We start from the raw sequence: 23,772 nt of genomic DNA on the forward strand, positions 1-23,772 counted from the left end.
GGCGCGGTCGTGTGCGGACCCGTGTGGGGAGGGGACGGGCACGTGTGGGCAGGGGCAGCTGTGCGGCGGCCCGCTGCGGTTCGCGCCGCGGTTCACGCCGAGACCGGCGCGGGTGAGGAGGTGCCTGGCACGATGAACGCGTGAGCGTCCTCCTGCCCGTCGTCATCGGCCTCGGGGTCGGCGTCGTCGTCGGCGCCCTCGGCGCCGGGGGCGGGATCCTCGCCGTGCCCGTCCTCGTGCACCTCCTCGGCCAGAGCCCCCAGAACGCGGCGACCGGGTCGCTCGTCCTCGTCGTCCTCACCGCGCTCACGTCGCTGCCCGCCCGTGCCCGCGACGTCCGGTGGCGCGACGGTCTCGTCTTCGGCGCCCTGAGCATCGTCGGATCGTTCGCCGGGGCGCGACTCTCGGTGCGTGTCGACCCGACGGTGCTCATGGTCCTCTTCACCGTGCTCCTCGCGGGGGTCGCGATCGCGATGCTCCGCCGCTCCGGTGCCCCTCGACGCGCACGCCGCGCCACGAGCGGGGTCGCCGAGGACGACCTCGACACCGCCCCGGGGAAGGGCACGGGCGCGAGCGCGTTCCACGGTCGACCTTCGGCCCTCGTCGTCGCGGCCGCGGCGACGGTGACGGGGCTCCTCACCGGGTTGTTCGGCGTCGGCGGCGGATTCGCCGTCGTGCCGGCCCTCACGCTCGTCCTCGGGTTCGGGATGCACGCCGCGTCGGGCACGTCGTTGCTCGCCATGATCCTGTCTGCGGGTGCCGCCCTCGCGGGGCGGTGGGACACGATCGCGGACGTCGACTGGGCCGTGCCGCTCCTCTTCGCGGGGGCCTCGATGGTGGGCGGGCTCCTCGGCACACGGGTCTCCCGGCGCGCCGACCCGGCCGCGCTGAGCCGGGCGTTCGGCGTGCTCCTCCTCGTCGTCGCCGTGGCGAACGGGGTCGCCACGGCGCTGGAGGCGTGAGGTCAGCCCATCGCGACCCGGAGCGCGGAGGTGGCCTCCACGTCCGACGTGAGCGCCTGGCCGTCGAGCTCGACGAGGGGCGCGAGTCCACGCACGGAGGAGACGAACCACACCCCGTCGGCGGCGAGCAGGTCGGAGACGGGTGCGAGGCGCTCCTCGAGCGTCCACGGCACGTCGGCTGCCCAGATCGCGCGACGGCTGATCGAGTCGAGGATCCCCGTGGCGCCGACGGGCGTCGTCGTGAGCGTCCCGTCCTTCAGCCACACGACGGCCGACGTGGGGCCCTCGAGGACGTACCCGTCGGAGGAGACGAAGAGGGCGTCGTCCGCGCCGCGGCGGGTGGCCTCGCGGCGGGCGGCGGCGTTGACGGCGTAGGAGAGCGTCTTCACTCCGCCGAGGAGCCACGGCGCCCCGTCGAACGCGTCGCTCGCGTACCCGCGCGAGAGCGTCACGACCGAGATGCCCTCGCGCTGCCGCAGGGTGTGCTCGTCGATCTCGGTGAGGGTGAGGAACGCGAGCGGCCGATGCCCGCGGTGCTCCTCGCCGCGGGTGAGGACCATCTTGAGTCCGACCTCACCCCCAGTCCACCGCTCGAGGGCGTCGCCGACGAGCTCGAACCAGTCGTCGTCGGAGGGCGCGTCGATGCCGAGCGCCGTCGCGGAGGCCCGCAGCCGCTCGAGGTGTTCGTCGAGGTCGTGCGCGAGCCACCCCTCGCCGTCCCATTCGATGCGCGTCGCGTCGAAGCACCCGTCACCCCGGGTGAGACCGAGGTCGTCGGCTCCCACCACCGGCTCGGCGGGATCGAGGGCCCCGCGCCCCATCACGGCCACCACCTGCTGCTGCGTCATGCGTCGAACCGTATGCGCTGCGGGCGGACCCGGTCGAACGGGGCCGCCCCGCGGGCGACTCGACGCCAGGAGGACGGATCCGGGGCCGTGCGAGATACCGGCGACGATGCGCGCCGTGGACCGGACGCCGAGACGGGGCGCCGAGACGGGGCGCCGAGACGGGGCGCCGGGACGAACCCCCGGGCCGCGTGCCGGGAGGAGGAGTCGGGGGACGCGACGGCGCCCGCCGCGTCCTCGTGGACGGGCGGGCGCCGTGGGGAGGGCGGACGCGGGGTGCGTCAGCTCTTGCGCGTCTCGACGGTGAAGCCCTGGGCGCGGAGGCGGTCGGCGAGCGGGGCGCCGATGCCCGTCGCCGGGGTGAGGACACCGGCCCGCTCGGGCAGGCGGTCGGTGTCGCGGGCGAGCGCGAGTGCCGCCTCGCCGATCATGATCGCGGTGCCGTCGTAGCCGGGGTCGAACGGCGCGGCGATCGTCGTCACGTAGTGCGCGCCGGTCGTCGTCTCGGCGTGGACCTCCATCGCGAACTCGCCGGCCTCACGCTTCTCCTTCGACGGGCCCTCGCCCGGGGAGGGCAGGACGCGGTCGGTGATCTGCCGCAGGCCCGGCGTGCCAAGTGCGGTGGAGAGGGCGGGCAGCGCACCGGCGAGTGCGAGCGCCTTGAGCGGCGACGTGCGCGAACGGCCGGTGTCGATGACCTCCCCGTAGCGGAACGTGCGGCCGTACGCCCAGTCCTGGAGGGCGTTGCTGCGGCGGACGACCTGACCGTTGTAGGCGCCCATGAAGAACGGCGCGGTCCACGACCGGGTCTCGCCGCTGCGGGCGAGGACGACCTGGTCGGTGCGTCCGAAGGGCTCCGGCTCGGCGTCGCGGTCGGGGCTGAGGCCGTAGGGGTCGACAGCGATCCGCGTCTTGCGCTTGTCGCCCTTGACCTCGTCGATCTGCGTGCGCATCGAGTCGAGGGTGCCGCCGCTGAACCCGCCCTTCATGCGGCGCACGTGGAGGGTCGTCGCGGCGAGTTCGCCCTCGCCGTCCTCCCGGGCCTTCGCCGCGGTGAGGAGCACGCCGAGGTCGGAGGGGACGGAATCGAACCCGCAGGAGTGCACGATGCGCGCCCCGGTCTCCTTGGCGACCTCGTGGTACTCGTCGGCGGAGGTGCGCGCGAAGAGGGTCTCGCCGGTGAGGTCGACGTAGTCGGTACCCGACTCCGCGCACGCCCGCACGAGCGGCATGCCGTGACGGGCGTAGGGACCCACCGTCGTGAGGACGACGCGGGTGCGACCGGCCATCGCGCGCAGCGACTCGAGGTCGGCGGAGTCGGCGACGACGAGCGGCCAGTCGGCGGCACGCGCCGGGAGCTCGGAGCGCACCTGCTTCAACCGGTCCTCGGAGCGGCCACCGAGACCCACCCGCACGTCCTCGGGGGCGTGGCGAGCGAGGTGGGCGGCGATGAGGCGTCCGACGAAGCCCGTGGCGCCGAAGACGACGACGTCCGTTTCACATTGTGTATCCATGTCCTGCCCTTTCCCCCACGGGTGATCCTGCACACGTGCAGGACCCCTCCCCGCAGGTGTGCGCCTCCTCACCCGTACCCGCCACGATCCACGTTCGCCCCGGGCTGGGTCGTGGACCCGATGGGCTCTACTCTTCGGTAGGACCAGAGCAACGACGCCCAGGAGAGCCCATGGCCAACCTCGCCGAGAACCTCCTCGCCTCCGCCCACGCCCACCCCGACCTGGTCGCGGTGCGCGAGGGCGAGGCCGAGATCACGTATGCCGAGCTCGACCGGCTCACCGCCCGCGGTGCCGGTTGGCTCCGCTCCCAGGGCATCGGCCCGGGCGAACCGGTCGTCCTCAGCCTGCCCAACGTCACCGCGTACGTCGTCGCCTACTACGCCGTGCTCCGCGCCGGTGGTGTCGTCGTCCCGATGAACCCGCTGTTCCGGCCACGCGAGGTGGAGTACTACCTCTCCGACTCCGGCGCGCGTCTCATCATCGGCGCCACCCCGGACTCCCAGGAGGGCGCTCGCCAGGCGGGCGCGACGTGCCTCTCCCCCGCGGACCTCACGGAGCGCATCGTCGACGCCGAGCCGCTCACCGAGGTCACGCCCCGCGACGACGAGGACACCGCGGTGCTCCTCTACACCTCCGGCACGACGGGCCACCCCAAGGGTGCCGAGCTGCGTCACCGCAACCTCCGTACGAACGCCGACACCGTCGTGCGCACCCTCGTGCACCTCACCCCGGAGGACACCGTCGTCGGGTGTCTCCCCCTCTTCCACGTGTTCGGCATGACGTGCGCGCTCAACGCCCCGATCCTCGCCGGATCCACCCTCACCCTCATCCCCCGGTTCTCCCCCGACGAGGCGATGCACGTCATCGAACGGGACCGGGCGACGATCTTCGAGGGCGTCCCCACGATGTACGCGGCGATCCTCCAGGCGGCCCGCACCCTCACCGGCCGCGGGGAGCCCCTCCCCGACGTGTCGTCGCTGCGCACGTGCGTCTCCGGCGGTGCGTCGCTGCCCGTCGAGGTGCTCCATGCGTTCGAGTCGACGTTCGACGCGATCATCCTCGAGGGGTACGGACTCTCGGAGACCTCCCCCGTCGTCTCGTTCAACCACCCCGACCGCGAGCGCAAGCCCGGCTCGATCGGCACCCCGATCGAGGGCGTCGAGATGGGTCTCCGCACCGCCGACGGTCGACTCGTCGAGGAGGGGTCCGACGAGGTCGGCGAGATCGTCATCCGCGGCAACGGCCTCATGCGTGGCTACTGGAAGCGCCCCGAAACCACCGCCGAGGCCATCGACGCCGAGGGCTGGTTCCACTCCGGCGACCTCGCCCGCCGCGACGCCGACGGCTACTACGTCATCGTCGACCGGGCGAAGGACCTCATCATCCGCGGCGGCTACAACGTCTACCCACGCGAGGTCGAGGAGGTGCTCTACGAGCACCCGGACGTCCTCGAGGCCGCCGTCATCGGCGTCCCCCACGAGCACTACGGCGAGGAGATCTCCGCGTTCGTCGCGCTCCGCCCCGACGGCGCCCTCGTCGCAGGCGAGGACGCCGCCGCGCAGATCCGCGAGTTCTGCAAGGCGCGTCTCGCGCCCTACAAGTACCCGCGCGTCATCCGGTTCGTCGAAGCCCTCCCCAAGGGCGCCACGGGCAAGATCCTCAAGCGGGAGCTCCCCACCGAGAAGGCCTGAGCGCCCGCCTGGGACGCACGACGAAGGCCGCCCGATCCGCGGAGGGGTCGGGCGGCCTTCGTGCATCCTCGGCCCCGTGCCCGTGCCCGTGGGCGGCGGGGCCGGTGGGACGGTCTCAGCAGGTGGGGCCGCCGGCGACGTAGATCACCTGGCCGGAGACGAACCCGGCCTCCTCACGGCAGAGGAACGACGCCGTCGCGGCGATGTCCTCGGGCTGTCCGGCGCGGCCGACGGGAATCTGCTTGGCGGCGCCCTCGAGGAACTGCTCGAACGTGACGCCCATACGCTCGGCGGTGGCGCGCGTCATGTCGGTCGCGATGAATCCGGGCGCGATCGCGTTGGTCGTCACGCCGAACTTGCCCAGCTCGATCGCGACCGTCTTCGTGAAGCCCTGGAGGCCCGCCTTCGCGGCGGAGTAGTTCGCCTGACCGCGGTTGCCGAGGGCCGAGGTCGAGGAGAGGTTGACGATGCGGCCGTACTTCTCCTCCGTCATGTACCGCTGCGTGGCCCGCGTCATGAGGAACGCGCCGCGGAGATGGACGTTCATCACCGCGTCCCAGTTGTCGGCGCTCATCTTGAAGAGCATGTCGTCGCGGATGATGCCGGCGTTGTTGACGAGCACGGTGGGAGAACCGAGTTCGTTCGCGACGCGCGTCACTGCGGCCTCGACGGCGGCCTCGTCGGAGACGTCGACGCCGACGGCGAGGGCCCGGCCCCTGGCGGCGGTGATCTCCTCGACGACGGCGCCGCACGCGCTCTCGTCGAGGTCGAGGACGGCGACGGCCATCCCGTCGGCCGCGAGTCGGCGCGCGACGGCGGCGCCGATCCCGCGGGCGGCACCGGTGACGATCGCGGTCCGGGTCTTCTCACTCTGCTCGGTCATGGGGTCTCCTCGTGCGTCGGGGGCCCGGCCGCGCGGGTGACGAGGCGGCCGGTACGTGTCGGATGGGGTGGGTGGCTGTCAGGGCGTGAGGACGACGCGGCCGGTCGTCGCGCCCGCGCCGAGGCGGGCGAGGGCATCCGGCATGCCGTCCAGCGGCACGGTCTCGCTCACGAGCGGAGCGATCGTGCCCTCCTCGAGCATGCGCACGAGTTCGAGGTGGCAGTCGAGGAGTGCGCGGGGTTCCTTGCTCGCGTAGAGCCCCCAGTGGAGGCCGAGGACGCCGTAGTTCTTGACGAGGGGGTGGTTGAGCGCGGGCGCGGGGATCGTGCCGGAGGCGAACCCGACGACGACGATGCGCCCTTCGAAGGCGATGCACTTCGTCGACTGCGTGTAGGCGTCGCCGCCGACGGGGTCGTAGACGACGTCGGCGCCGTGGCCGCCGGTGATCTCCTTGACGCGGGCGACGACGTCCTCGCTGCGCCGGTCGACGACGGCTGCGCAGCCGAGCGAGCGCGCGACCTCGGCCTTGTCGGGCCCGCCGACGACGCCGATGACGCGGGCGCCCGCCGCCTTGCCGAGCTGGACGGCGGCGCTGCCGACGCCGCCTGCCGCGGCGTGGACGAGCAGCCACTCGCCCTCCTGAAGCCTGGCGCGACGGTGGAGGCCGAACCAGCCGGTCTGGTAGGCGATGGTGAGGCTCGCAGCGGCCTCGTCGGTGACTCCGTCCGGCACGGGCATCGCGGACACGCCCTGGAGGAGTGCTTCCTCGGCGAACCCGCCGTTCGGCATCGCCGCCATCCCGGCGACGCGCTGCCCGACCTCGACGTGGGTGACGCCGTCACCGACGGCGAGGACGTCGCCGCAGATCTCGACGCCGGGGGTGAACGGCAGCGGCGGACGCACCTGGTACTCGCCGCGGATCATGAGGACATCGGGGAAGTTCGCCGCCGTCGCCCGCACGCGCACGTGGACCTCGCCGGCGCCGGGCGTCGGCGCCGGGACCTGCTCGAGGGTGAGGACATCGGTCGGTTCGCCGAGTCGGGTGACCTGCCAGGCCTTCATCTCTGCTCCTCGGGGTGGGGCCGCGGACCGGTCGGGGCCGTCGCCCCGTTCGCGATCTCGCGGACCGGGGTGTCCGGCGCGGGAGTAGCCGGGGTGGCCCCGCCGCGCACGGCGGTCTTCGGAACGTCGGCCCCCGACGTCGACGGGGCGGGGGTGCCGGTGTCGGATGCGGAGAGCTCCGCAGTCGCGTCGTCGAGGCGACGCTGGAGACGCTGCATGCCCCGCACCCATGCGTCTGGGTTGCCCGCGCGGGCACGGTAGTAGTCGGCGACGCGTGGGTGGGGCAGGACGAGCATCCGGCCCTCCTCGACGGCGTCGAAGAGGGCGTCGGCGACATCCTCGGGTTGGAGGAGCCCGTCGGCGCGGAGCAGCCCCTGCGCGGGTCCGGCGGCGTGGTAGATGTCGGTCTCGACGCCCTGGGGCGCGAGGACGTGGACGTCGATGCCGTGGTGCCCGTACGTCGCCGCGAGCCATTCGGCGAACGCGACGGCGCCGTGCTTCGTCACGGAGTACGGCGCGGAGCCGAGCATCGTGAGGAGTCCGGCGGCGGAGGCGGTGACGACGAACCGGCCGCGGTGATCCCCGCCCCGCTCGAGCCAGCGGGGCACGAGGAGCCGGGCGGCGCGGACGTGCGCCATGACGTTGATCTCATGGGCGAGGTGCCACGTCGCGTCAGGGGTGTCGAGGCCGAGCCCGCCCTGGATCCCGGCGTTGCCGATCCACATGTCGATGCCGCCGAGGTGCGCGGTCGATTCCTCGACGAGCGCGGTGACGCCGTCGGCCGTGGCGAGGTCGGCGACGACCGCGTGCGCGCCGAGGTCGGCCGCGGTGGTGCGGAGTCGGTCCGCGTCGATGTCGGAGACGACGACGCGCGCCCCCTCGGCGGCGGCACGGGCGGCGAGCGCGCGGCCGATGCCTCCGGCCGCGCCCGTCACCACGACGCGGGTGTCGCGCGGGTTCACGGTCACCCGCCGATCGCGGAACCGTCGACGAGGGTGGCGCCGCCGTCGAGCACCATCGTCACGCCGGTGGTCCAGGAGGCGTCGTCGGAGAGGAGGTGGGCGACGGCGCCGGCGATGTCCTCGGGCACGCCGAGACGCCTCATCGCGTAGCCGCGGGCGGCCTTCTCCTCGCGGCCTTCGTAGAGGGCCTTGGCGAAGTCGGTCTTGACGACGGCGGGTGCGACGGCGTTGACGCGGATCGTCGGGCCGAGCTCGACGGCGAGTTCCTCGGTGAGGTGGATGAGGGCCGCCTTGCTGGCCCCGTAGAAAGCGATGCCGGGCGCGGCGCGCAGGCCCGCGACGGAGCCGATGTTGACGATGGCGCCACCGTGTTCGCCCATCCAGGCGGCGTGGGCCTGCTGCACCCACGCGAGCGACGAGACGACGTTCGTGTCGAGGATCTTGCGGGCGACATCGAGGTCGAGCTTCATGAGCGGCCCGTAGGCCGGGTTGATGCCCGTGTTGTTGACGAGCAGGTCGAGGGAGCCGAACCGGTCGATCGCGGTGCGGATCGCGACGGCCTGGCGGTCGGGGTCGGCGGCGTTACCGGGGACGGCGACGGCGTGCTCCTCGCCTCCGAGCTGCTCGACGGCGGCGGCGAGCGCCTCCGGTTTGCGGGCGGTGAGGACGATCTTCGCCCCTTCGTCGACGAGCCGCTGGGCGATCGCCAACCCGATGCCGCGCGAGGCACCCGTGACGATGCCGACCTTGCCTTCGAACCTGTTCATCTGCGTCCTTGGAGTGAGAGGTGAGACGGATCGTCCCATGGTCGGGGCCGAGCGGCGGGACACCGCATCGGCGAAGTGTCAGAACAGCATCACCCGCGAGGGCGGGGAAAAGAGGAAGAGGGGTGGAGTGACCCCTGGGGAGCCAACCCGCCGGATCCGAACCGCAGACCCGAACCGGTGAGCAACCATCGCGGACCCGAACCGCAGACCAGAGCCCATGAGGTCAGCCCGGATCCCGGACCGCGAGCCCGAGCGGATGAGCGGCCGAACGTCAGCCACCTACCCCCCCCTGGGACCGAAGGAGGAGCGAGAGAGAGTGAGGCGCGTCAGGCGCGGGGATCGGAGGACGGGCCGGGCCTGGCGGAAGGCCGAGCCTGCGAGGCCGGATGGTGGGCCGGAGATCCCTGCGCCTGACGCGCCGCCAGGATGGCCGGCTGTCACGACCCGATGTCCGATGTCGGTTCTTCCTCGGATTCCACTTCGGGCGGGGGCTCGCTTCGCTCACCCCACCCTCCCCTTCATCGTTCGTCAGAGACCGAGGTCGCGGCCGATCAGCTCCTTCATGATCTCGTTCGTCCCCGCCCAGATCTTGTGGACGCGGGCGTCGCGCCAGGCGCGGGCGACGCGGTACTCGTTCATGAACCCGTAGCCGCCGTGGAGCTGGACGCACTCGTCGAGGACGGCGCACTGGACCTCGGCGGCCCACCACTTGGCCTTGGCGGCGTCGACGGCGCTGAGCGTGCCGTCGGCGTGGGCGGCGATGCACTGGTCGACGTAGGCCTGGGTGACCTCGACCTTGGTGACCATCTCGGCGATCTTGAACTTGTTGTGCTGGAACGAGCCGACGGGCATGCCGAAGGCCTTGCGCTCCTTGGTGTATTCGATCGTCTCGGCGAGGATCTGGCGGGCGTTGGCGAGGTTGGCGACGGCGTTGCCGAGGCGTTCCTGCGGGAGGTGCTTCATCATCTCGATGAAGCCCATGCCCTCCGGGCCGAGGAGGTGGTCGTCGGTGACGCGGACGTTCTCGAAGAACAGTTCGGAGGTGTCGGCCTCCTCCTGCCCGACCTTGTCGAGCTTGTTGCCCTTGGAGAAGCCCCCCATGTCGGACTCGAGGACGAAGAGGCTGATGCCCTTGGCGCCCTTGGTGGGGTCGGTGCGGACGGCGACGACGGCGAGGTCGCACTGGTAGCCGTTGGTGATGAAGGTCTTGGAGCCGTTGATGACCCACTCGTCGCTGTCGCGGACGGCGGTGGTCTTGAGGGAGGCGAGGTCGGAGCCGCCGGAGGGTTCGGTCATGCCGATGGCCATGATCTTCTTGCCGGCGGCGACGTCGGGGAGCCAGCGCTGCTTCTGCTCCTCGGTGCCGAGGTGGACGATGTAGGGCGCGGTGATGTCGGCGTGGATGCCGAAGCAGGACGACGTGGCGTTGGTGAAGCGGGCGCACTCCTCGCCGAAGACGGCGTTGAAGCGGTAGTCGTCGATGCCGGCACCGCCGTACTCCTCGGGGATGCAGAGGCCGAAGAAGCCCTGCTCGCCGGCCTTCTCCCAGATGTCGCGGGGGATGGTGTGCTCGCGGATCATCTCGTCGGCACGGGGCACGAGGGTGCGCTCGACGAACTCGCGGGCGGACTGGCGGAAGGACTCGTGGTCCTCGTCGAAGATCGTGCGCTGCATGTCGGCTCCTCAGCTGGGGTTAGTGTGACTAAGCGCTTGCTCAGTCGACGTCTTGTCGCCGAGACTGTCCGACGCACGGGGTCGAGGTCAAGCGCCTGCGACTGTCGCGTGCACCACAGGAGGGATCCCCCACATGAGAAGGAGTGCCGAGCCCGGCCCCCGGGACCGCCTCAAGTCGGCCGCGGCCGAGTCGTTCGCGGCGAAGGGGTTCCACGCGACGACGACGCGGGACATCGCCGCCGCGGCGGGCATGAGTCCGGCGGCCGTGTACGTCCACCACGCGAGCAAGGAGTCGCTGCTCCACGAGTTGTCGATGGAGGGACACCGCGAGGTGCTCGCGCTCGTGAGCGACGCCGTGGCGGCACAGGACTCCCCCACCGCGCGACTCCGGGCGCTCATGCACGCGTGGGTGCGGCTCCACGCGGATCGCCACACGGTGTCGCGGATCGTCAACTACGAGCTCGACGCACTCACGCCGGAACATCGGGACGAGGTGCTCGGGGTGCGCCGCCGCATCACGGCCGTGTTCCGGGAGGTGGTGGACGACGGCGTCGCGACGGGCGAGTTCGCCACCGCGCGGCCGGCCATGACGGTCGTGGGCCTCATCTCTCTCGGTGTCGACGTGGCCCGCTGGTGGTCGGACGACGGCACGTGGCGCTCCGAGGACCTCGCCGAGCACCTCACCGACCTCGCCCTCCGGATGCTCGCACCGACCCCCGACGCCTGACGGCGAGCCGCCGGGCCACGTCCGGGTCGATGACGTCGACGTGGGGCGTCGTCCGACGCCGGACTCCCGACACCTCGCCCCCACGAGTGAGGTCGACCGGCCACGGCCCGCCGCGACGCCACCACGAGGTGAGGACGGGCGAGCCGCGGCGGCCGATCTCGCCTCAGCGGCGGCGCAGCCCCATCGCCGCGACCATCGCGTCGTGGACGTGGGTGTTCTCGTAGACGCCGGAGAGCCGCTCGGAGCCGGGCCCCATGGCCGTGAGCGGCACGTCCTCGGCCGAGTGGTTCGTCGTCGTCCAGTCGACGACGAAGCGCCGGTCGGTACCGGGTGCACCGAAGGGCCCGTCCTCGGCCGTGACGCCCTCGCCCCGCTCGTTGGGGTACTTGGGGTTGTCCTGCAGCTCGGGGACGTCCTCGATGGCGGGGCTGCCGGTCTCGTGATCGGCGACGACGATGACGAGGGTGTCGCCGTGCGCGGCGGCGTACCGCTTGGCGACACCGACGGCCTCGTCGAGGTTTTTGCCCGCCTTGGGGACCTGGGTGGCGTTGGCCTTGTGGGCCATCTCGTCGATGCCCTCCTCCTCGACCATGAGGAAGAACCCGTCGTCGTCACGCGAGAGCGTGGAGATCGCCTTGGCCGTCATGTCGCGCAGGGACACCCGGGGCGCGTAGACGTCGCCCTTCCCCTCGGGTGCCTGCTGGAACATCTCCTCGTTGGCGAAGAGGCCGAGGATCTTGTCGCCCTTCGCGGCCTTGAGGCCGGCGGTGTCGGTGACGTACTGGTAGCCGAGCTTCTTCGCCTTCGCGATGAGGTCGCCCTCCGTGCCCGAGCTCTTCTCGGTCGGGTCCTCGGCGGGGGCGTCGGGGAACGCGCCGGGTGTCCCGGCAGGGAGCCAACGGTCCTCACCACCGCCGAGGATGACCTGCGGCCTGCTGCTCTCGAGGAACTGCCTCGCGATGCGGCTCTGATCGCCCCGATCCGCCACGTGGGCACCGAAGGCGGCGGGCGTGGCGTCGGTGACCTGGGAGGTCGTCACGAGGCCGGTGGCCTTGCCGTTGCGGGCGGCGAGTTCGAGCACGCTGCGGACGGGATTCCCGTCCTCGTCGACCCCGATCGCGCCGTTGTAGGTCTTGACGCCCGTGGCGAGGGCGGTTCCACCGGCGGCCGAGTCCGTGACCATGGCCTTGGGGTCGTGGGGGAACGTCTGGCTACGGCCGGCGACGGGCATCGTGTCCATCTCGAGCTTGCCCTGCGGCCCGACGTTGACGTACCGGATGAGGTCGCGGTGGGTGCTGCCCATACCGTCACCGATGAACAGGATGACGTTCTTGGCCCGTGGGTGTCGGCCGTGGGCCGCGGTCGGGGCTGCGGGCGCCGCCGCGTCGGCGGGGGCGCGGTCCGCCAGGCCGGCGAGGGCGCCGCCTCCACCGATGAGGGTGGCGGCGACGGCTGCGGCGAGGGTGGCTCGTCCGGCGGGGATCATGCGGGGGTGACGCTGGCTCACGTGACGCTCCGTTCGTCAGGAGGATGCACCGGCCCGGCAGGGCCAGGCAGACGTCCGGAGACGGTGACCCGTATCCGGACGCCCGCCTGCGACGTTAGGCGCATGCACGCCGGAAAGGGTCGAATCTGATTGAGCAACAGCGTGATCCACGGCGCGTGGCAGGGGCGCATCCCTGCGCCGGGACGCGTCCATGGGCCCGGGACGCGCGAAGGCGGGACCCACTGGTGGTGGATCCCGCCTTCGTCGGGAGGACGCGGGTGCGGATCGCTCCGCTGCGTCGTCGCTCAGGTTCAGCGGCGGACGTCGCCCTGGCCCGTGCCCGTGGTGCCGTTGTTGCCGAGGCCGGTGTTGCCCGTCGTTCCCGTGGTGCCGGTCGTGCCGGTCGTGCCGGTGTCGTGGGCGCCGTTGGTGTGCGTGCCGGTCGTGTTCGTGTGCGTCGTGCGGGGACGCTCGTCGTGGTGCACGCGCTGGGTCTCGACGACCTCACGCTTCGGCTTCTTGAGGAGGCCACCGAGGCCGAGGAGACCGAGAAGACCCCAGAGGCCCGTGCGGTCCTTCTTCTCGACCTGCTGCGTCTGCGTCTGCGTGCTCGTCTCCGTCACCGTGGGGGTGGCGTCGGTGCCCACCGTGGTGCCGGTGGTCGGCGTGGCGGTGTCGGCGAACGCGACACCGGCAGGGGCGGCGCACGCTGCGGTGGCGAGGGGGCATGTCAGATGGCCTGTGATCTACACGACGAACTCGATCGAGTCGCTGAACTACCAGCTGCGCAAGGTCACCAAGAACCGCGGCCACTTCCCCGGCGATGCCGCGGTCGTGAAGCTGCTGTGGCTGGCGATCTGCACCATCGAGGACAAACGGGCCCGCGACCGCGAGAAGGAGAAGGGCCTGCCAGCCGAGCGACGACGAGCCGCTGGGCGCCTGGTCGAAGGCCAAGTCACCACGAACTGGAAAAAGGCCCTGGCCCAACTCGCCATCGCCTACCCCGACCGCATCAACCCCCACCTATGAACACCGCCCCTTACACGGAAAGGTTGACAGGCCCTGGCGAGGGCGATGGTGGCGATGGCCTTACGCATACGAATTCTCCTTGATCGGTGCACGACCATGATCAGGGCCGTGGGTCGGGCCGATCACGACCCACACGCTCGCTACCCGTCGCTGTCGACGCTAAACGAAGAATCCACTAAACCTCGCGACAAGCTTGCCGAAGTTCGTGGCCGAATCCGCGAACATTCCTGGTGAGAAGGGGAGGCCGTACCCTCGAGTATTTGTGCAGATCTGTCCACCCTGTGAACAGGAATGCTGTGCCGCCGCGAACGGGTCCGGGACGCCGACGGCCCCGCTCGGCCGCGATGACGCGGTCGGGCGGGGCCGTCGAGACGGTCGTGTGGGCCGTCAGGAGCCGGCGAGCACCTTGTCGACGATCATGTCGGCGATGGGCATGGAACTCGTCGCGGCCGGAGAGGGCGCGTTGCACACGTGCACCATTCGGTCGGTCTCCATGAAGAGGAAGTCCTCGGCCATGGAACCGTCCTTCATCACGGCCTGCGCACGGATGCCCGCGGGCTCGGGCGTGAGGTCGGAGACGGTGAGCTCGGGCGCGTACTTGGTGACGAGCTTGAGGTACCCCGGCTTGTAGGCGGAGTTCTTCATCTCGACCAGACCGGTCTTCATCACGCCGGGCACGAGTTTCCAGAAGCCCTTGTACGTGGCGAAGTCCTTCATGTCCCGCACGTTCATCGACCAGTTCGGGTACCCCTCGCGGGCGAAGCCCATGACGGCGTTGGGGCCGACGGTGACGCCACCGTCCATCATCAGCGTGAGGTGTACGCCGAGGAAGGGCAGGTCGGGGTCGGGGCAGGGGTAGATGAGCGAGGAGACGATGTCGTTCTTGCTCGCGTCCAGCCGGTAGTACTCCCCACGGAACGGCACCATCTGGAACTCGGGGTCGAGTCCGGCCATGCTCGCGAGCCGGTCGGCCTGGATGCCGCCGCAGACGACGAGCTTCTTGCCGTAGACGGTCTGCACCGGGGCGTCCTTGCTCGCCGTGTCGGCGACGTCGACGCGCACCTCGGAGAGCGACTCCGTGATGTCGGCGACCCGCGCGTTGAGCTGGACACGCCCGCCGGAGGCCTCGATGACCTCGGCCATCGTCCGGCAGACCTGCTTGTAGTCGATGATCCCGGTGTTGGGGCTCCAGATGGCGCCGATGCCGTTGATGCGCGGCTCGCGACGCTTGAGTTCCGTGCCGTCGAGCTTCTCGACGTTCATCCCGTTCTGCAGAGCCCGGTCGAACAGGGCGTTCATCCGCTGCAGCTCGACGTCGTTCGTCGCGACGATGAGCTTGCCGCAGTTGCGGTACGGGATGCCGTGCTCGTCGGCGAAGGCGCGGGTACGCTCGGCGCCCTCCTTGCAGAGGACCGCCTTGAGCGAGCCCGGCTTGTAGTAGATGCCGGCGTGAATGACACCCGAGTTGTGCCCGGTCTGGTGGAACGCGACGCGGTCCTCCTTCTCGAGCACGAGGAGGCTCGCGCCGGGGCGGCGCTTGAGCAGCTCCATCGCGGTCGCGAGACCGACGATGCCGCCGCCGACGACGACGAAGTCGTAGGCCTGCGCGCCGGTCGCGTCACCTGCGGCGACGTCGACCTGCCTGGTCGCGTCCACCGTGATCGGGTGGTCGACGGTCTTGGGTCCGGCGTCCCCGGGGAGGATCGCGCCGGTCGAGGTGTCGTCGGTCACGCTCTCACCTCCGGCTGCGGGTACGTCTCGTCCTGCTCGCGGCGGAGCTCGTCGGCCAGGCGCCCCTCGGGCACGGTGACGTCGTCGTACGAGATGGCCTCGTCCTTGGCGATGTCGCGCGTGAGGACGCACCCCTCGGCCAGGCCGACCGGGACGAGCCGTTCCTTGGCCGCGATGGGGGCCTTCTCGCACTCGCCGTAGTAGGTGTAACCGCCGAGCGCGTCGAGGGTCTCCCCCGCCTTGAGGTCCTTCTTGGCGACGGTGATGACCTCGACCTTGGGCGCCTGCGGCAGCGGCCGGATCGTCGCGTCACCCAGGAGCACCGCGCGGGCCACCGTGTTCGGCACCTCGAAGTGGCACAGGTGGTACGGCGTGTAGAAGGAGTACAGCGGGCCCTCGCCGAGCTTGTACAGGTTGAGGTAGTGCTGCTGCTTGGGGTCGTCGTGCGTGGCGAGCACGTAGACGCCCGGGCCGGGCTTGGCGCCGACGACGTAGTCGACCGCGCCGCCGAGTTCCTTGAGCTCGTCGACGTCGTACATCGTCGTCAGCTCGTCGACGTGACCGTGGTGGTCACGCTGCAGGCAGCCGCGCTGGTGCACCGAGAGGCCGGCCGCGTTGGCGACGAGGGCCTGCTCGACGGACACCTTGGTGCCGTCGGCGAAGCTCGTGACCATGTGCGGGTCCTGGCCCCACTTCTTGGCGAACCCCTCCTGGGTGGTGGGGGTGCGGTACGGGTCCTGCAGGCCCTTGATGTTGCCCGCCACGAGCGGCGTGAGGCCGAGGCCGCGGACGAACCGGATGAGGTTCATCTGCACGCCGGGCTGGTCGCCGTCACAGCCGGTGTAGACGAGCCCGGCCTCGGTGAACTTCTTGGCGAGGATCGGGCCGACGGTGGCGTCGACCTCGGCGTTCATGAGCACGAGGTGCTTGCCGCCCGCGAGGGTGTCGAGCGCGAGGCGGCAGCCGAACTCGACCGAGCCGGTGCAGTCGACGACGCACGCGACGGCGGAACGGGTCATCACGGTGTGGTCGCCGGTGACGGCGACCTTGCCGGACTCCATGGCCGCGTCGGCCGCGCCGGGGTTGTCCACGACGACGATGTCGTCACGGGCGATACCGGCGTTCTCGAGCGCCGCGACGCCCTTCTCCGGGGTGCGGGCGTACACGACACCGACGGTCATGCCCGTCTTCGTGTTCATGATGTGGTTGATGAGGCCCTTGGCCATGAACCCGGGGCCGGCGATGCCGACCTTGATGGGGTTGTCCTTGCGGGCCGCGAGGAGGGTGTCGGTGACGATCAACGCACGATCTCCTTACCGTCCCAGTCGGGCCACGCCTTGTCCTTGTCGCTGATGACGTCGACCTCGCCCGGCCACTGCAGGCCGAACGCCGGGTCGTCGTAGCGCTGGCCGCGCTCGTGCTCGGGGCTGTACATGCCGGACACCTGGTAGGTCACCTCGGTGTCGTCGGTCATCGTCAGGTACCCGTGCGCGCAGTACGGCGGGATCCACAGGGCGCGGTGGTTGTCGGCGGAGAGCTCTACCATGACGTTCTTGCCGAACGTGGGCGAGTCCTCACGCAGGTCGAGGCAGCAGTCCACGATGGTGCCGCGGACGCAGCGCACGAGCTTGCCCTCGGCCGCGGGCGCGATCTGGCGGTGCATGCCGCGCATCGTGCCCTTCTTGTGGTTCCAGGACATGTTGGCCTGCTTGACCTCGGTGGGGATGCCGTGCTCGGCGAACTCGTCCACGCAGAAGGTACGGGCGAACCCGCCGCGGGCGTCCTCGAACGGCTTGAGGTCGATGATCCAGCAGCCGTCGACAGCGGTCTTCGTGAATTCCATCAGTGGTTCGCCTTCCAGAAGAGCTTCTCGTCGACCTGGCCGGTCTTGAGCAGCCAGTCGATCTGCTTGAGACGCGTGTGGCCGCGACCGTTGAACGTCTCGGTGTCGAGCTGGATCGCGTCGAACACCTCGTGGAGCTGCTTGGCGCCCATCGCGAGGTTCCAGTCGGCCTTGTAGCCGAGCGTGTCGGTGATCTTGTCGAAGTTCACCTTGTAGCTGCGGTTGTCGGCGCCGGGCTCACCGAAGCTGAGCTTGCAGCCCTCGAACTCGGCGGCGACGGTCTCGGCGATCTCGCGGACCGTGTAGTTGTTGTCGTTGCTGCCCGAGTTGAACGCCTGCGCGTGGATCTTCTCGACGGGGGCGTCGAGCATCGTCATGATGCCCTTGCAGAGGTCGAGCGCGTGGGCCATGGGACGCCACGGGGTGCCGTCCGAGGTCATCGCGATGACGCCGGTCGTGTAGGCGAGGCCGCACAGGTTGTTGAGGACGATGTCGAACCGCTGACGCGGGCTCGCACCGAACGCGGTGGCGTTGCGCAGGGCGACGGGGTGGAAGTTGTCGTCCGCGAGCTCCCACAGGTCCTGCTCGGTGAGGTACTTGCACTTGCCGTAGGCCGTCTGCGGGTTGACGGGGCTGGTCTCGTCGACGGTGCCGTCGGCGACGCCGTACACGGAGCAGCTCGACATGTAGACGAACCGCTCGACGCCGGCGGCCTTGGCCGTCTTGGCGACGTGGGCCGAGCCCAGGTGGTTGATCTCGTACGTGAGCGGGCCGACGAGGTCGCCGACCGGGTCGTTGCTGAGCTCCGCCATCGCGACGACGGCGTCGACGCCCTCGAAGTCGGCCTCGGTGAGGTTGCGCATGTCCTTCTCGAGGGTGAGCGCAGAGCTCTTGATGCCGTTGTAGAGCCAGCCGTTCTTGTAGAACCCGGCGTCGACCGCGACGACGTCGTGGCCGGCCTCGATGAGCATCGGGGCGAGCAGGCAGCCGAGGTATCCCTCGGTTCCGGTGACGAGGACCTTCATGTCAGTTCCACACCTTCCAAGGGGCCTCGCCGGAGGCCCACATCTTCTCGAGCTTGTTCTTGTCGTTGAGCGTGTCCATCGGCTGCCAGAAGCCCGCGTGCTTGTACGCGTTGAGCTGACCGTCGTGGGCGAGGCCCCGCAGGGGCTCCTGCTCCCACACCGTGTCGTCGCCGGTGATGTAGTCGATGACGCCCGGCTCGCACACGAAGTAACCGCCGTTGACCCAGGCGCCGTCACCGTCCGGCTTCTCCTGGAACGTCTCGATCGTCGTCTCGTTGGCGCCGAGGCTGATCGCGCCGAACCGGCCCGGGGGCTGCACGACGGTCATCGTCGCCAGGCGACCCGACTTCTTGTGGAAGTCGATCGTCGCGGTGATGTCGGTGTCGGAGACGCCGTCGCCGTAGGTGAAGCAGAAGGTCTCGTCACCGATGTACTCGGCGACCCGCTTGAGGCGGCCACCCGTCATCGAGTTGAGGCCCGTGTCGACGAGCGTGACCTTCCAGTCCTCGACGTCGCGCTTGTGGATCTGCACGTCGCCCGTCGCCAGGTCGAACGTCATGTCCGAGTTGCGCATGGCGTAGGTCGAGAACCATTCCTTGATGTACTCGGCCTTGTAACCGCAGCACACGACGAACTCGTCGATGCCGTGCGCGGCGTACTCGCTCATGATGTGCCAGAGGATGGGCTTGCCGCCCACCTCGACCATCGGCTTCGGCTTGAGGACGGTCTCCTCGCTCAGCCGCGTCCCCAGTCCTCCGGCAAGAATGACTGCCTTCATGTACGGGCCCTCCCCAGGCTCGATGCCCCTCACGTCCGGTAGGACGTTCCCCCCAGACACGTCGTTCCGGGTTCCACCGGTCGTCGGCGGGAACCCGCGTTCAGGGAAGAGAGGACCAAGTCGGCGGACGGACGGGCGGACGTGGTCGTCCTGCCCGGAACGGAGGCCGTGTACGCCTCGTGATCGGCGTCCCCCGGTTCTCTTCCCCGCCCCAACTATACAGCCGTCCGACTCCCGGCCCGCGGGCTCCCGCAGAACGCCTCCCCGCGTCGGAGCTCCGGTGTCCCTGGAAACCGGTGTCATTCAGACCCTCTCACCTCGGTCCTCGCCCCGGACGACGTATGCAAGGCCGTCTCCCGTGGCACGATCGGGTCAGGCCCGGGGGCGGCCGGCCGGAGGGGATGGCGTCGGGTGGCCCGCGTCGCCACCGACGACCCACCGGAGCCCGGGCCGTCGCGAGGAGGAACCGTGCCGGCCGTCACCGTCGTCGTGCCCACCTACCGCCGAGGTGCCTACCTCGACACGGCACTCGCCTCGCTCCGCGCCCAGACGTTCACCGACTTCGAGGTCCTCGTCTGCGACAACGCGGCCGAACCCGTCGTCGCGGAGGAGGTCCGGGCCTTCGACGACCCACGTTTCGTGTACGTCGGCCGGGAATACAACCTGGGCCTCGCCCGCAACGCCCTCCTGGGATTCGCCGCCGCCCGCGCACCCCTCGTCATGAAGCTCGACGACGACGACGCGAGGCGGTCACCCGGTACCGACTGCACGCGAACAACGACTCCTCCACCCGGGCAGCCCGCCAAGGACTCGGCGCGATCGCGGCCTACGACATCGCGCTCGGGAACACCACGGGCGACCCGCGACGGCGAGAGATCCTCCACCGACAGCGCAGCGTCCTCGCCGTCCTCACCGCCCGCGCGCTCGTACGGGACCGCGAAGCGGAGCGGGCGCGACGGGTGCTCCTCGACGACCTCCGCCGACACCCCACCGTGGACGCCGCGCGTCTCGCCCTCGCGACGCTCGTCCCGTCCCCCCTCGCCGCCCACATCAGCCTCTTCCGTGGCGAAGCGCTCGCCCGCGCCGAGGAGACCGCAGGGCTCGAACCACTCTGATCCCACCCCTGCGCGAACGGCTCCCTCACATGCGCGAGCGCGGCGGACGACCCGAGGGCCGCCTCACCGCGCTCGCAGATGGGCGGGGTGACGCCGCTCAGCCGCGCCCGGAGTAGTTGGGCGCCTCGACGGTCATCTGAATGTCGTGCGGGTGGCTCTCCTTGAGGCCCGCCGCCGTGATGCGCACGAAGCGACCACGTTCCTGGAGCTCCCGGATCGTGGGCGCACCGACGTAGAACATCGACTGCCGCAGACCACCGATGAGCTGGTAGGCGACCGCGCCGAGCGGGCCACGATAGGCGACCTGGCCCTCGATGCCCTCGGGCACGACCTTGTCGTCGTCGGACACGTCACCCTGGAAGTACCGGTCCTTGCTGTACGACTTCGCACGACCGCGCGACTGCATCGCGCCGAGCGACCCCATGCCCCGGTACCGCTTGAACTGCTTGCCGTTGACGAACACGAGCTCGCCGGGGCTCTCCTCGCACCCCGCGAGGAGCGAACCGAGCATCACCGTGTCGGCACCCGCGACGAGGGCCTTGGCGATGTCACCAGAGAACTGGAGGCCGCCGTCACCGATGACCGGCACACCGGCCGGGCGGGCGGCGAGCGCCGCGTCGTAGATCGCGGTGACCTGCGGCACGCCGACACCGGCGACGACGCGCGTCGTGCAGATCGAACCCGGCCCGACGCCGACCTTGATGCCGTCCGCGCCCGCGTCGACGAGAGCCTGTGCCCCCTCGCGCGTCGCGACGTTGCCGCCGACGACGTCGATGTCGCGGAACGCCGGGTCGGACTTGAGGCGGCGGATCATGTCGGTGACGCCGCGCGCGTGACCGTTGGCCGTGTCGACGACGAGGAGATCGACACCGGCGTCGGCAAGGGCCCCGGCACGCTCGAAGGAGTCACCCCAGAACCCGACCGCCGCACCGACGCGCAGACGACCCGCGTCGTCCTTCGTCGCGTGCGGGTACTTCTCCGTCTTGGTGAAGTCCTTGACCGTGAACAGACCCTTGAGACGCCCCTGGTCGTCGACGAGGGGAAGCTTCTCGATCTTGTTCGTCGCGAGGAGGCCCAGCGCCTCGTGCTTGTCGACGCCCACGCCCGCCGTGACGAGCGGCATCGGCGTCATGACCTCGCGGACGCGCCGCGAGAAGTCCGTCTCGAAACGAAGGTCGCGGTTGGTGATGATGCCGACGAGGACGCCCCCCTCGTCCACGACCGGCAGACCCGAGATACGGAACTGACCGCAGACCTCGTCGACCTCGGCGAGCGTCGCGTCGGGAGTCGTCGTGATCGGGTCGGAGATCATGCCGTTCTCGCTGCGCTTGACGACGTCGACCTGATGCGCCTGGTCCTCGATGGAGAGGTTGCGGTGGAGGATGCCGAGGCCACCCTGGCGGGCCATGGCGATCGCCATGCGCGCCTCGGTGACCGTGTCCATCGCCGCCGACAGCATCGGCATCGCCACCTCGATGCGGCGACTCACGCGACTGCTCGTGTCGGCCTCGCTGGGAATGACCTCGGTGTCCCCGGGGAGGAGCAGCACGTCGTCGAAGGTGAGCCCCAGCCGAGCGAACGGGGCCGGCACCTCGCCGGAGTGGAAGGGACCGTCGTGATGGGCGTCGCTCATGTCGGGAGTCTACGCGGTGTCCCGTCGCTCCCCATCCGCCGAGGCACGGATGCCCGGCGGGGGCGGACGTCGGGCATACCCGTCCCGGTGTGCGAGAGGCGAATCCGACCTCGAGGACTCAGCGGGCGGCGGTCGCCGCGTCGGCACCCCCCGCGGTCTCGCGGACCTCGACGGCGGCGGCGTCACCGGACTTCTCCGACCGTTCGCCCGACGTCGAACCCCCGGCGCCGGACCCGTCGTGCGTCGCCTTGTCGGTGCCGTCTCCGGGAGCCACGTCGGACCCCTTCTCGACGACCCCGGTGGGCTCACGCGCCTCCAGGGTCCCGACCGACGTCGACGGGGATCCCGTGCCGGCCGTCTGCCCGCCACCCGCGCTGCCCAGCGGGGCCGGCGGGGTCGGCGTCGCCGGAGCCGCCTGGGTGGGAGCCGAGGGCCCCACGGTGGCGTCCGGCGTCTTCTGGGGCGTCCCCTCCGCGGTCGTCGCCCCGGTCTTCGACGGGGTGCGTTCGGCCGTCGGCGCGGTCGTGAGGGGCGCGGTCGTGATCGAGGGCGCCACCGTGCTCGACGGGACACCGGTGGGCCGGCCTGTCGACGCGGTCGTCGCGGTGACCTCCTTGTCGACCGAGGGTGCCGCGACGATCGTCGGGTCGGCCGCGTCGATCTTCTTCGCGAGTTCCTCGACCTGCTGCGTGATCTCGGGGCTCGCCGCGTCCTTGGGTGCGAGGCTGCGGAACACCTCGAGCATGCCCTTGGCCTTCTGCACGTCGCCGGTGTCGACCGCGTGCCGGATGCTCTCGACGACCTGCGGCACCGCGGCGGCACTCACCGCGGACGGACTCTGCGTGGCCGTGGGGACGTCGCCGCGCACGATCGCGGCCGCCTCGGCGGCCTTGGCGGCGACGGTGCGCACCGGCCCGAACTCGTGCTGGGTGAGGGCGGCGGCCACGCCGCCACCGGAGACGGTGAGCGCGAGCGCGCCGAGCACGGCGACCGCGCGGGCGCGGCGCACCTGCACGACGGTGAGCCGCGACGGTGCGTCGTCGACCGTGCCGGGGACACGACGCAGGCCGAGCGGTCCGACGTTCTCGGCGTACTCCTGCTCGTCGGCGTCGATGCGCGCCGTCCAGGCGGCGAGCATGTCCTCGAGGTCGTCACGATCCCCGTGGCTCCCGCGTCGGCGGTCACCGAGCCGATCGAGCAGCTCGTCGTCGTCCCGGATGGGGCCGAAGTCCAGTCCGGCGGTCATCACGCCTCCCCCTGGCGCTTGTGGAACATCTCGCGAAGGCGGGCCAACGCACGGTGCTGCGCGACCCGGACGGCCCCCGCCGTCATGCCGAGGGACGACGCGGTCTCCTCGGCGGACAGACCCACCGCGACGCGCAACGTGAGGAGCTCACGCTGATGGTCGGGCAGTTGGTGCATGAGCGCCCACGCCTCGTCGGCCTGCGTGCCGGCGACGACGAGCTCCTCGGGCCCCGCGTCGAGATCGGCCCGCTCGGGCATCTCGTCGGTGGGGACGGGCTGGCGGTACATCGACCGCTGCACGTCGGCGACCTTGCGGGCACAGATCGAGTAGACGTACGCCTCGAAGGGGACGCCGCGCTCGTCGTATCGCGACAATGACGTGAGCACCGCGATACACACCTCCTGCGCTGCATCCTCGGCGGCACCCGCGGCGTGCGGGAACCGACCCAACCGGGCTCGGGCATACCGGAAGGCCCGCTCGCGGACGGCGAGCATGAGCCCCTCCAGGGCCGCGGTGTCCCCGGCCATCGCGGCATGCGCGAGGTCGGCGAGGGGTGACGCGGCGTTCACGGCTGACATCGCGCCGGGCGCCCCGGACGTTACGTCGTCGCCGGCGGACATCACGGGCCGCATCGGAACGGTCATTCGAGTTCCTCCTCGCCGGGCGTTCGCCCTAGCCTCCGGGCGCGAGACGCCCTCCCCCATCATGGCCCACCGACGGCTCCGACGGAACGGAGTCCGACCCCCCAGGGACACATGCCCGGTTTGAACCCCCGGACAGCGGGTATCGATCTAGGGAC

At 70.9% G+C, this 23,772-nt stretch carries 21 protein-coding genes and 2 pseudogenes; 6 read left to right on the forward strand and 17 right to left on the reverse strand.

Features of this window, described 5'->3' with window-relative positions; genetic code table 11:
• Positions 1-140 precede the first annotated feature (140 nt).
• The gene (locus tag MOPEL_RS11960) at positions 141-962 is read left to right on the forward strand and encodes a sulfite exporter TauE/SafE family protein (protein ID WP_009760549.1); all 822 of its coding nucleotides are present in this window, start codon (positions 141-143) and stop codon (positions 960-962) included.
• Between the two features lie 2 nt (positions 963-964).
• Here MOPEL_RS11960 and MOPEL_RS11965 read toward each other — a convergent pair whose 3' ends face one another.
• The gene (locus MOPEL_RS11965; protein WP_009760550.1) at positions 965-1,810 is read right to left on the reverse strand and encodes an aminodeoxychorismate lyase; all 846 of its coding nucleotides are present in this window, start codon (positions 1,808-1,810) and stop codon (positions 965-967) included.
• 278 nt (positions 1,811-2,088) lie between these two features.
• A complete protein-coding gene (locus MOPEL_RS11970) occupies positions 2,089-3,321 on the reverse strand; it encodes a saccharopine dehydrogenase family protein (RefSeq protein WP_009760551.1) in 1,233 nt (410 codons plus the stop codon).
• A gap of 170 nt (positions 3,322-3,491) precedes the next feature.
• Between MOPEL_RS11970 and MOPEL_RS11975 the strand changes: the two genes are divergently transcribed.
• A complete protein-coding gene (locus tag MOPEL_RS11975; protein ID WP_009760552.1) occupies positions 3,492-5,012 on the forward strand; it encodes a long-chain-fatty-acid--CoA ligase in 1,521 nt (506 codons plus the stop codon).
• Positions 5,013-5,127: 115 nt separating this feature from the next.
• Here the strand turns inward: MOPEL_RS11975 and fabG are convergent, their stop codons facing one another.
• The 5 genes from fabG to MOPEL_RS12000 form a co-directional block, all read right to left on the reverse strand.
• Positions 5,128-5,895 (reverse strand): 3-oxoacyl-ACP reductase FabG, encoded by a 768-nt coding sequence (gene fabG, locus MOPEL_RS11980; RefSeq protein WP_009760553.1) that lies wholly within the window; start codon positions 5,893-5,895, stop codon positions 5,128-5,130.
• Positions 5,896-5,973: 78 nt separating this feature from the next.
• Positions 5,974-6,957, reverse strand: coding sequence for an NADPH:quinone oxidoreductase family protein (locus tag MOPEL_RS11985; RefSeq protein ID WP_009760554.1), 984 nt, complete (start codon positions 6,955-6,957; stop codon positions 5,974-5,976).
• Positions 6,954-7,925, reverse strand: coding sequence for an SDR family NAD(P)-dependent oxidoreductase (locus MOPEL_RS11990; protein WP_245544774.1), 972 nt, complete (start codon positions 7,923-7,925; stop codon positions 6,954-6,956). The genes MOPEL_RS11985 and MOPEL_RS11990 overlap by 4 nt, the downstream gene beginning before the upstream one ends.
• Positions 7,922-8,686, reverse strand: coding sequence for an SDR family oxidoreductase (locus MOPEL_RS11995; RefSeq protein WP_009760556.1), 765 nt, complete (start codon positions 8,684-8,686; stop codon positions 7,922-7,924). The genes MOPEL_RS11990 and MOPEL_RS11995 overlap by 4 nt, the downstream gene beginning before the upstream one ends.
• 528 nt (positions 8,687-9,214) lie before the next feature.
• Positions 9,215-10,360, reverse strand: a complete 1,146-nt coding sequence (locus MOPEL_RS12000; protein WP_009760557.1) for an acyl-CoA dehydrogenase family protein — start codon at positions 10,358-10,360, stop codon at positions 9,215-9,217.
• A 133-nt stretch (positions 10,361-10,493) separates the two neighbouring features.
• On the opposite strand from MOPEL_RS12000, the gene MOPEL_RS12005 reads away from it, so the two are divergent.
• The gene (locus MOPEL_RS12005; protein WP_009760558.1) at positions 10,494-11,087 is read left to right on the forward strand and encodes a TetR/AcrR family transcriptional regulator; all 594 of its coding nucleotides are present in this window, start codon (positions 10,494-10,496) and stop codon (positions 11,085-11,087) included.
• Between the two features lie 163 nt (positions 11,088-11,250).
• Here the strand turns inward: MOPEL_RS12005 and MOPEL_RS12010 are convergent, their stop codons facing one another.
• A complete protein-coding gene (locus MOPEL_RS12010; protein ID WP_009760559.1) occupies positions 11,251-12,594 on the reverse strand; it encodes an alkaline phosphatase in 1,344 nt (447 codons plus the stop codon).
• Positions 12,595-12,884: 290 nt separating this feature from the next.
• Positions 12,885-13,196, reverse strand: coding sequence for a hypothetical protein (locus MOPEL_RS12015; protein WP_217994541.1), 312 nt, complete (start codon positions 13,194-13,196; stop codon positions 12,885-12,887).
• 118 nt (positions 13,197-13,314) lie between these two features.
• Between MOPEL_RS12015 and MOPEL_RS12020 the strand changes: the two are divergent.
• Positions 13,315-13,602 (forward strand): annotated as a pseudogene (locus MOPEL_RS12020) (transposase); the annotation flags it as partial.
• A gap of 387 nt (positions 13,603-13,989) precedes the next feature.
• Here the strand turns inward: MOPEL_RS12020 and lhgD are convergent.
• The 5 genes from lhgD to rfbF are packed head-to-tail and all read right to left on the reverse strand — an operon-like array spanning position 13,990 to position 18,979.
• Complete coding sequence (lhgD, locus tag MOPEL_RS12025; protein ID WP_009760562.1) at positions 13,990-15,333, reverse strand: L-2-hydroxyglutarate dehydrogenase; 1,344 nt, start codon at positions 15,331-15,333, stop codon at positions 13,990-13,992.
• Positions 15,330-16,634: an NAD(P)H-dependent oxidoreductase gene (locus tag MOPEL_RS12030; protein ID WP_009760563.1), complete on the reverse strand. Its 1,305-nt coding sequence runs from the start codon at positions 16,632-16,634 to the stop codon at positions 15,330-15,332. Before MOPEL_RS12030 ends, lhgD begins: the two co-directional genes overlap by 4 nt.
• The gene (gene rfbC / locus MOPEL_RS12035; protein ID WP_009760564.1) at positions 16,631-17,176 is read right to left on the reverse strand and encodes a dTDP-4-dehydrorhamnose 3,5-epimerase; all 546 of its coding nucleotides are present in this window, start codon (positions 17,174-17,176) and stop codon (positions 16,631-16,633) included. Before rfbC ends, MOPEL_RS12030 begins: the two co-directional genes overlap by 4 nt.
• Positions 17,176-18,201, reverse strand: a complete 1,026-nt coding sequence (locus MOPEL_RS12040) for an NAD-dependent epimerase/dehydratase family protein (RefSeq protein ID WP_009760565.1) — start codon at positions 18,199-18,201, stop codon at positions 17,176-17,178. The genes rfbC and MOPEL_RS12040 overlap by 1 nt, the downstream gene beginning before the upstream one ends.
• A gap of 1 nt (position 18,202) precedes the next feature.
• Positions 18,203-18,979: a glucose-1-phosphate cytidylyltransferase gene (rfbF, locus tag MOPEL_RS12045; RefSeq protein WP_009760566.1), complete on the reverse strand. Its 777-nt coding sequence runs from the start codon at positions 18,977-18,979 to the stop codon at positions 18,203-18,205.
• Between the two features lie 489 nt (positions 18,980-19,468).
• Here rfbF and MOPEL_RS19020 point away from each other — a divergent pair.
• Positions 19,469-19,708: pseudogene (locus MOPEL_RS19020) on the forward strand (glycosyltransferase family 2 protein); the annotation flags it as partial.
• 230 nt (positions 19,709-19,938) lie between these two features.
• Positions 19,939-20,094, forward strand: coding sequence for a hypothetical protein (locus MOPEL_RS18555; RefSeq protein WP_009760567.1), 156 nt, complete (start codon positions 19,939-19,941; stop codon positions 20,092-20,094).
• Positions 20,095-20,191: 97 nt separating this feature from the next.
• Here MOPEL_RS18555 and guaB read toward each other — a convergent pair whose 3' ends face one another.
• The 3 genes from guaB to shbA form a co-directional block, all read right to left on the reverse strand.
• Positions 20,192-21,727 (reverse strand): IMP dehydrogenase, encoded by a 1,536-nt coding sequence (guaB, locus tag MOPEL_RS12055; protein WP_009760568.1) that lies wholly within the window; start codon positions 21,725-21,727, stop codon positions 20,192-20,194.
• Between the two features lie 118 nt (positions 21,728-21,845).
• The gene (locus MOPEL_RS12060) at positions 21,846-22,973 is read right to left on the reverse strand and encodes a hypothetical protein (RefSeq protein WP_009760569.1); all 1,128 of its coding nucleotides are present in this window, start codon (positions 22,971-22,973) and stop codon (positions 21,846-21,848) included.
• Positions 22,973-23,617 carry an RNA polymerase sigma factor ShbA gene (gene shbA / locus MOPEL_RS12065; RefSeq protein ID WP_009760570.1) on the reverse strand — a complete coding sequence of 215 codons (645 nt, stop codon included), beginning with the start codon at positions 23,615-23,617 and terminating at the stop codon, positions 22,973-22,975. Before shbA ends, MOPEL_RS12060 begins: the two co-directional genes overlap by 1 nt.
• Between the last annotated feature and the right edge of the window lie 155 nt (positions 23,618-23,772).

It is taken from the genome of Mobilicoccus pelagius NBRC 104925, from assembly GCF_000247995.1.
In the GTDB taxonomy this organism is placed as follows: Bacteria; Actinomycetota; Actinomycetes; order Actinomycetales; family Dermatophilaceae; genus Mobilicoccus; species Mobilicoccus pelagius.

Bases quoted from the DNA above. Each gene is read 5' to 3' on its own strand.
- MOPEL_RS11995 (WP_009760556.1), bottom strand. From the start codon at position 8,686: ATGAACAGGTTCGAAGGCAAGGTCGGCATCGTCACGGGTGCCTCGCGC.
- MOPEL_RS11985 (WP_009760554.1), bottom strand. From the start codon at position 6,957: ATGAAGGCCTGGCAGGTCACCCGACTCGGCGAACCGACCGATGTCCTC.
- fabG (WP_009760553.1), bottom strand. From the start codon at position 5,895: ATGACCGAGCAGAGTGAGAAGACCCGGACCGCGATCGTCACCGGTGCC.
- MOPEL_RS11965 (WP_009760550.1), bottom strand. From the start codon at position 1,810: ATGACGCAGCAGCAGGTGGTGGCCGTGATGGGGCGCGGGGCCCTCGAT.
- MOPEL_RS12005 (WP_009760558.1), top strand. From the start codon at position 10,494: ATGAGAAGGAGTGCCGAGCCCGGCCCCCGGGACCGCCTCAAGTCGGCC.
- MOPEL_RS12060 (WP_009760569.1), bottom strand. From the start codon at position 22,973: ATGACCGCCGGACTGGACTTCGGCCCCATCCGGGACGACGACGAGCTG.
- MOPEL_RS12000 (WP_009760557.1), bottom strand. From the start codon at position 10,360: ATGCAGCGCACGATCTTCGACGAGGACCACGAGTCCTTCCGCCAGTCC.
- MOPEL_RS11975 (WP_009760552.1), top strand. From the start codon at position 3,492: ATGGCCAACCTCGCCGAGAACCTCCTCGCCTCCGCCCACGCCCACCCC.
- guaB (WP_009760568.1), bottom strand. From the start codon at position 21,727: ATGAGCGACGCCCATCACGACGGTCCCTTCCACTCCGGCGAGGTGCCG.
- rfbC (WP_009760564.1), bottom strand. From the start codon at position 17,176: ATGGAATTCACGAAGACCGCTGTCGACGGCTGCTGGATCATCGACCTC.
- MOPEL_RS12040 (WP_009760565.1), bottom strand. From the start codon at position 18,201: ATGAAGGTCCTCGTCACCGGAACCGAGGGATACCTCGGCTGCCTGCTC.
- rfbF (WP_009760566.1), bottom strand. From the start codon at position 18,979: ATGAAGGCAGTCATTCTTGCCGGAGGACTGGGGACGCGGCTGAGCGAG.
- MOPEL_RS11970 (WP_009760551.1), bottom strand. From the start codon at position 3,321: ATGGATACACAATGTGAAACGGACGTCGTCGTCTTCGGCGCCACGGGC.
- shbA (WP_009760570.1), bottom strand. From the start codon at position 23,617: ATGACCGTTCCGATGCGGCCCGTGATGTCCGCCGGCGACGACGTAACG.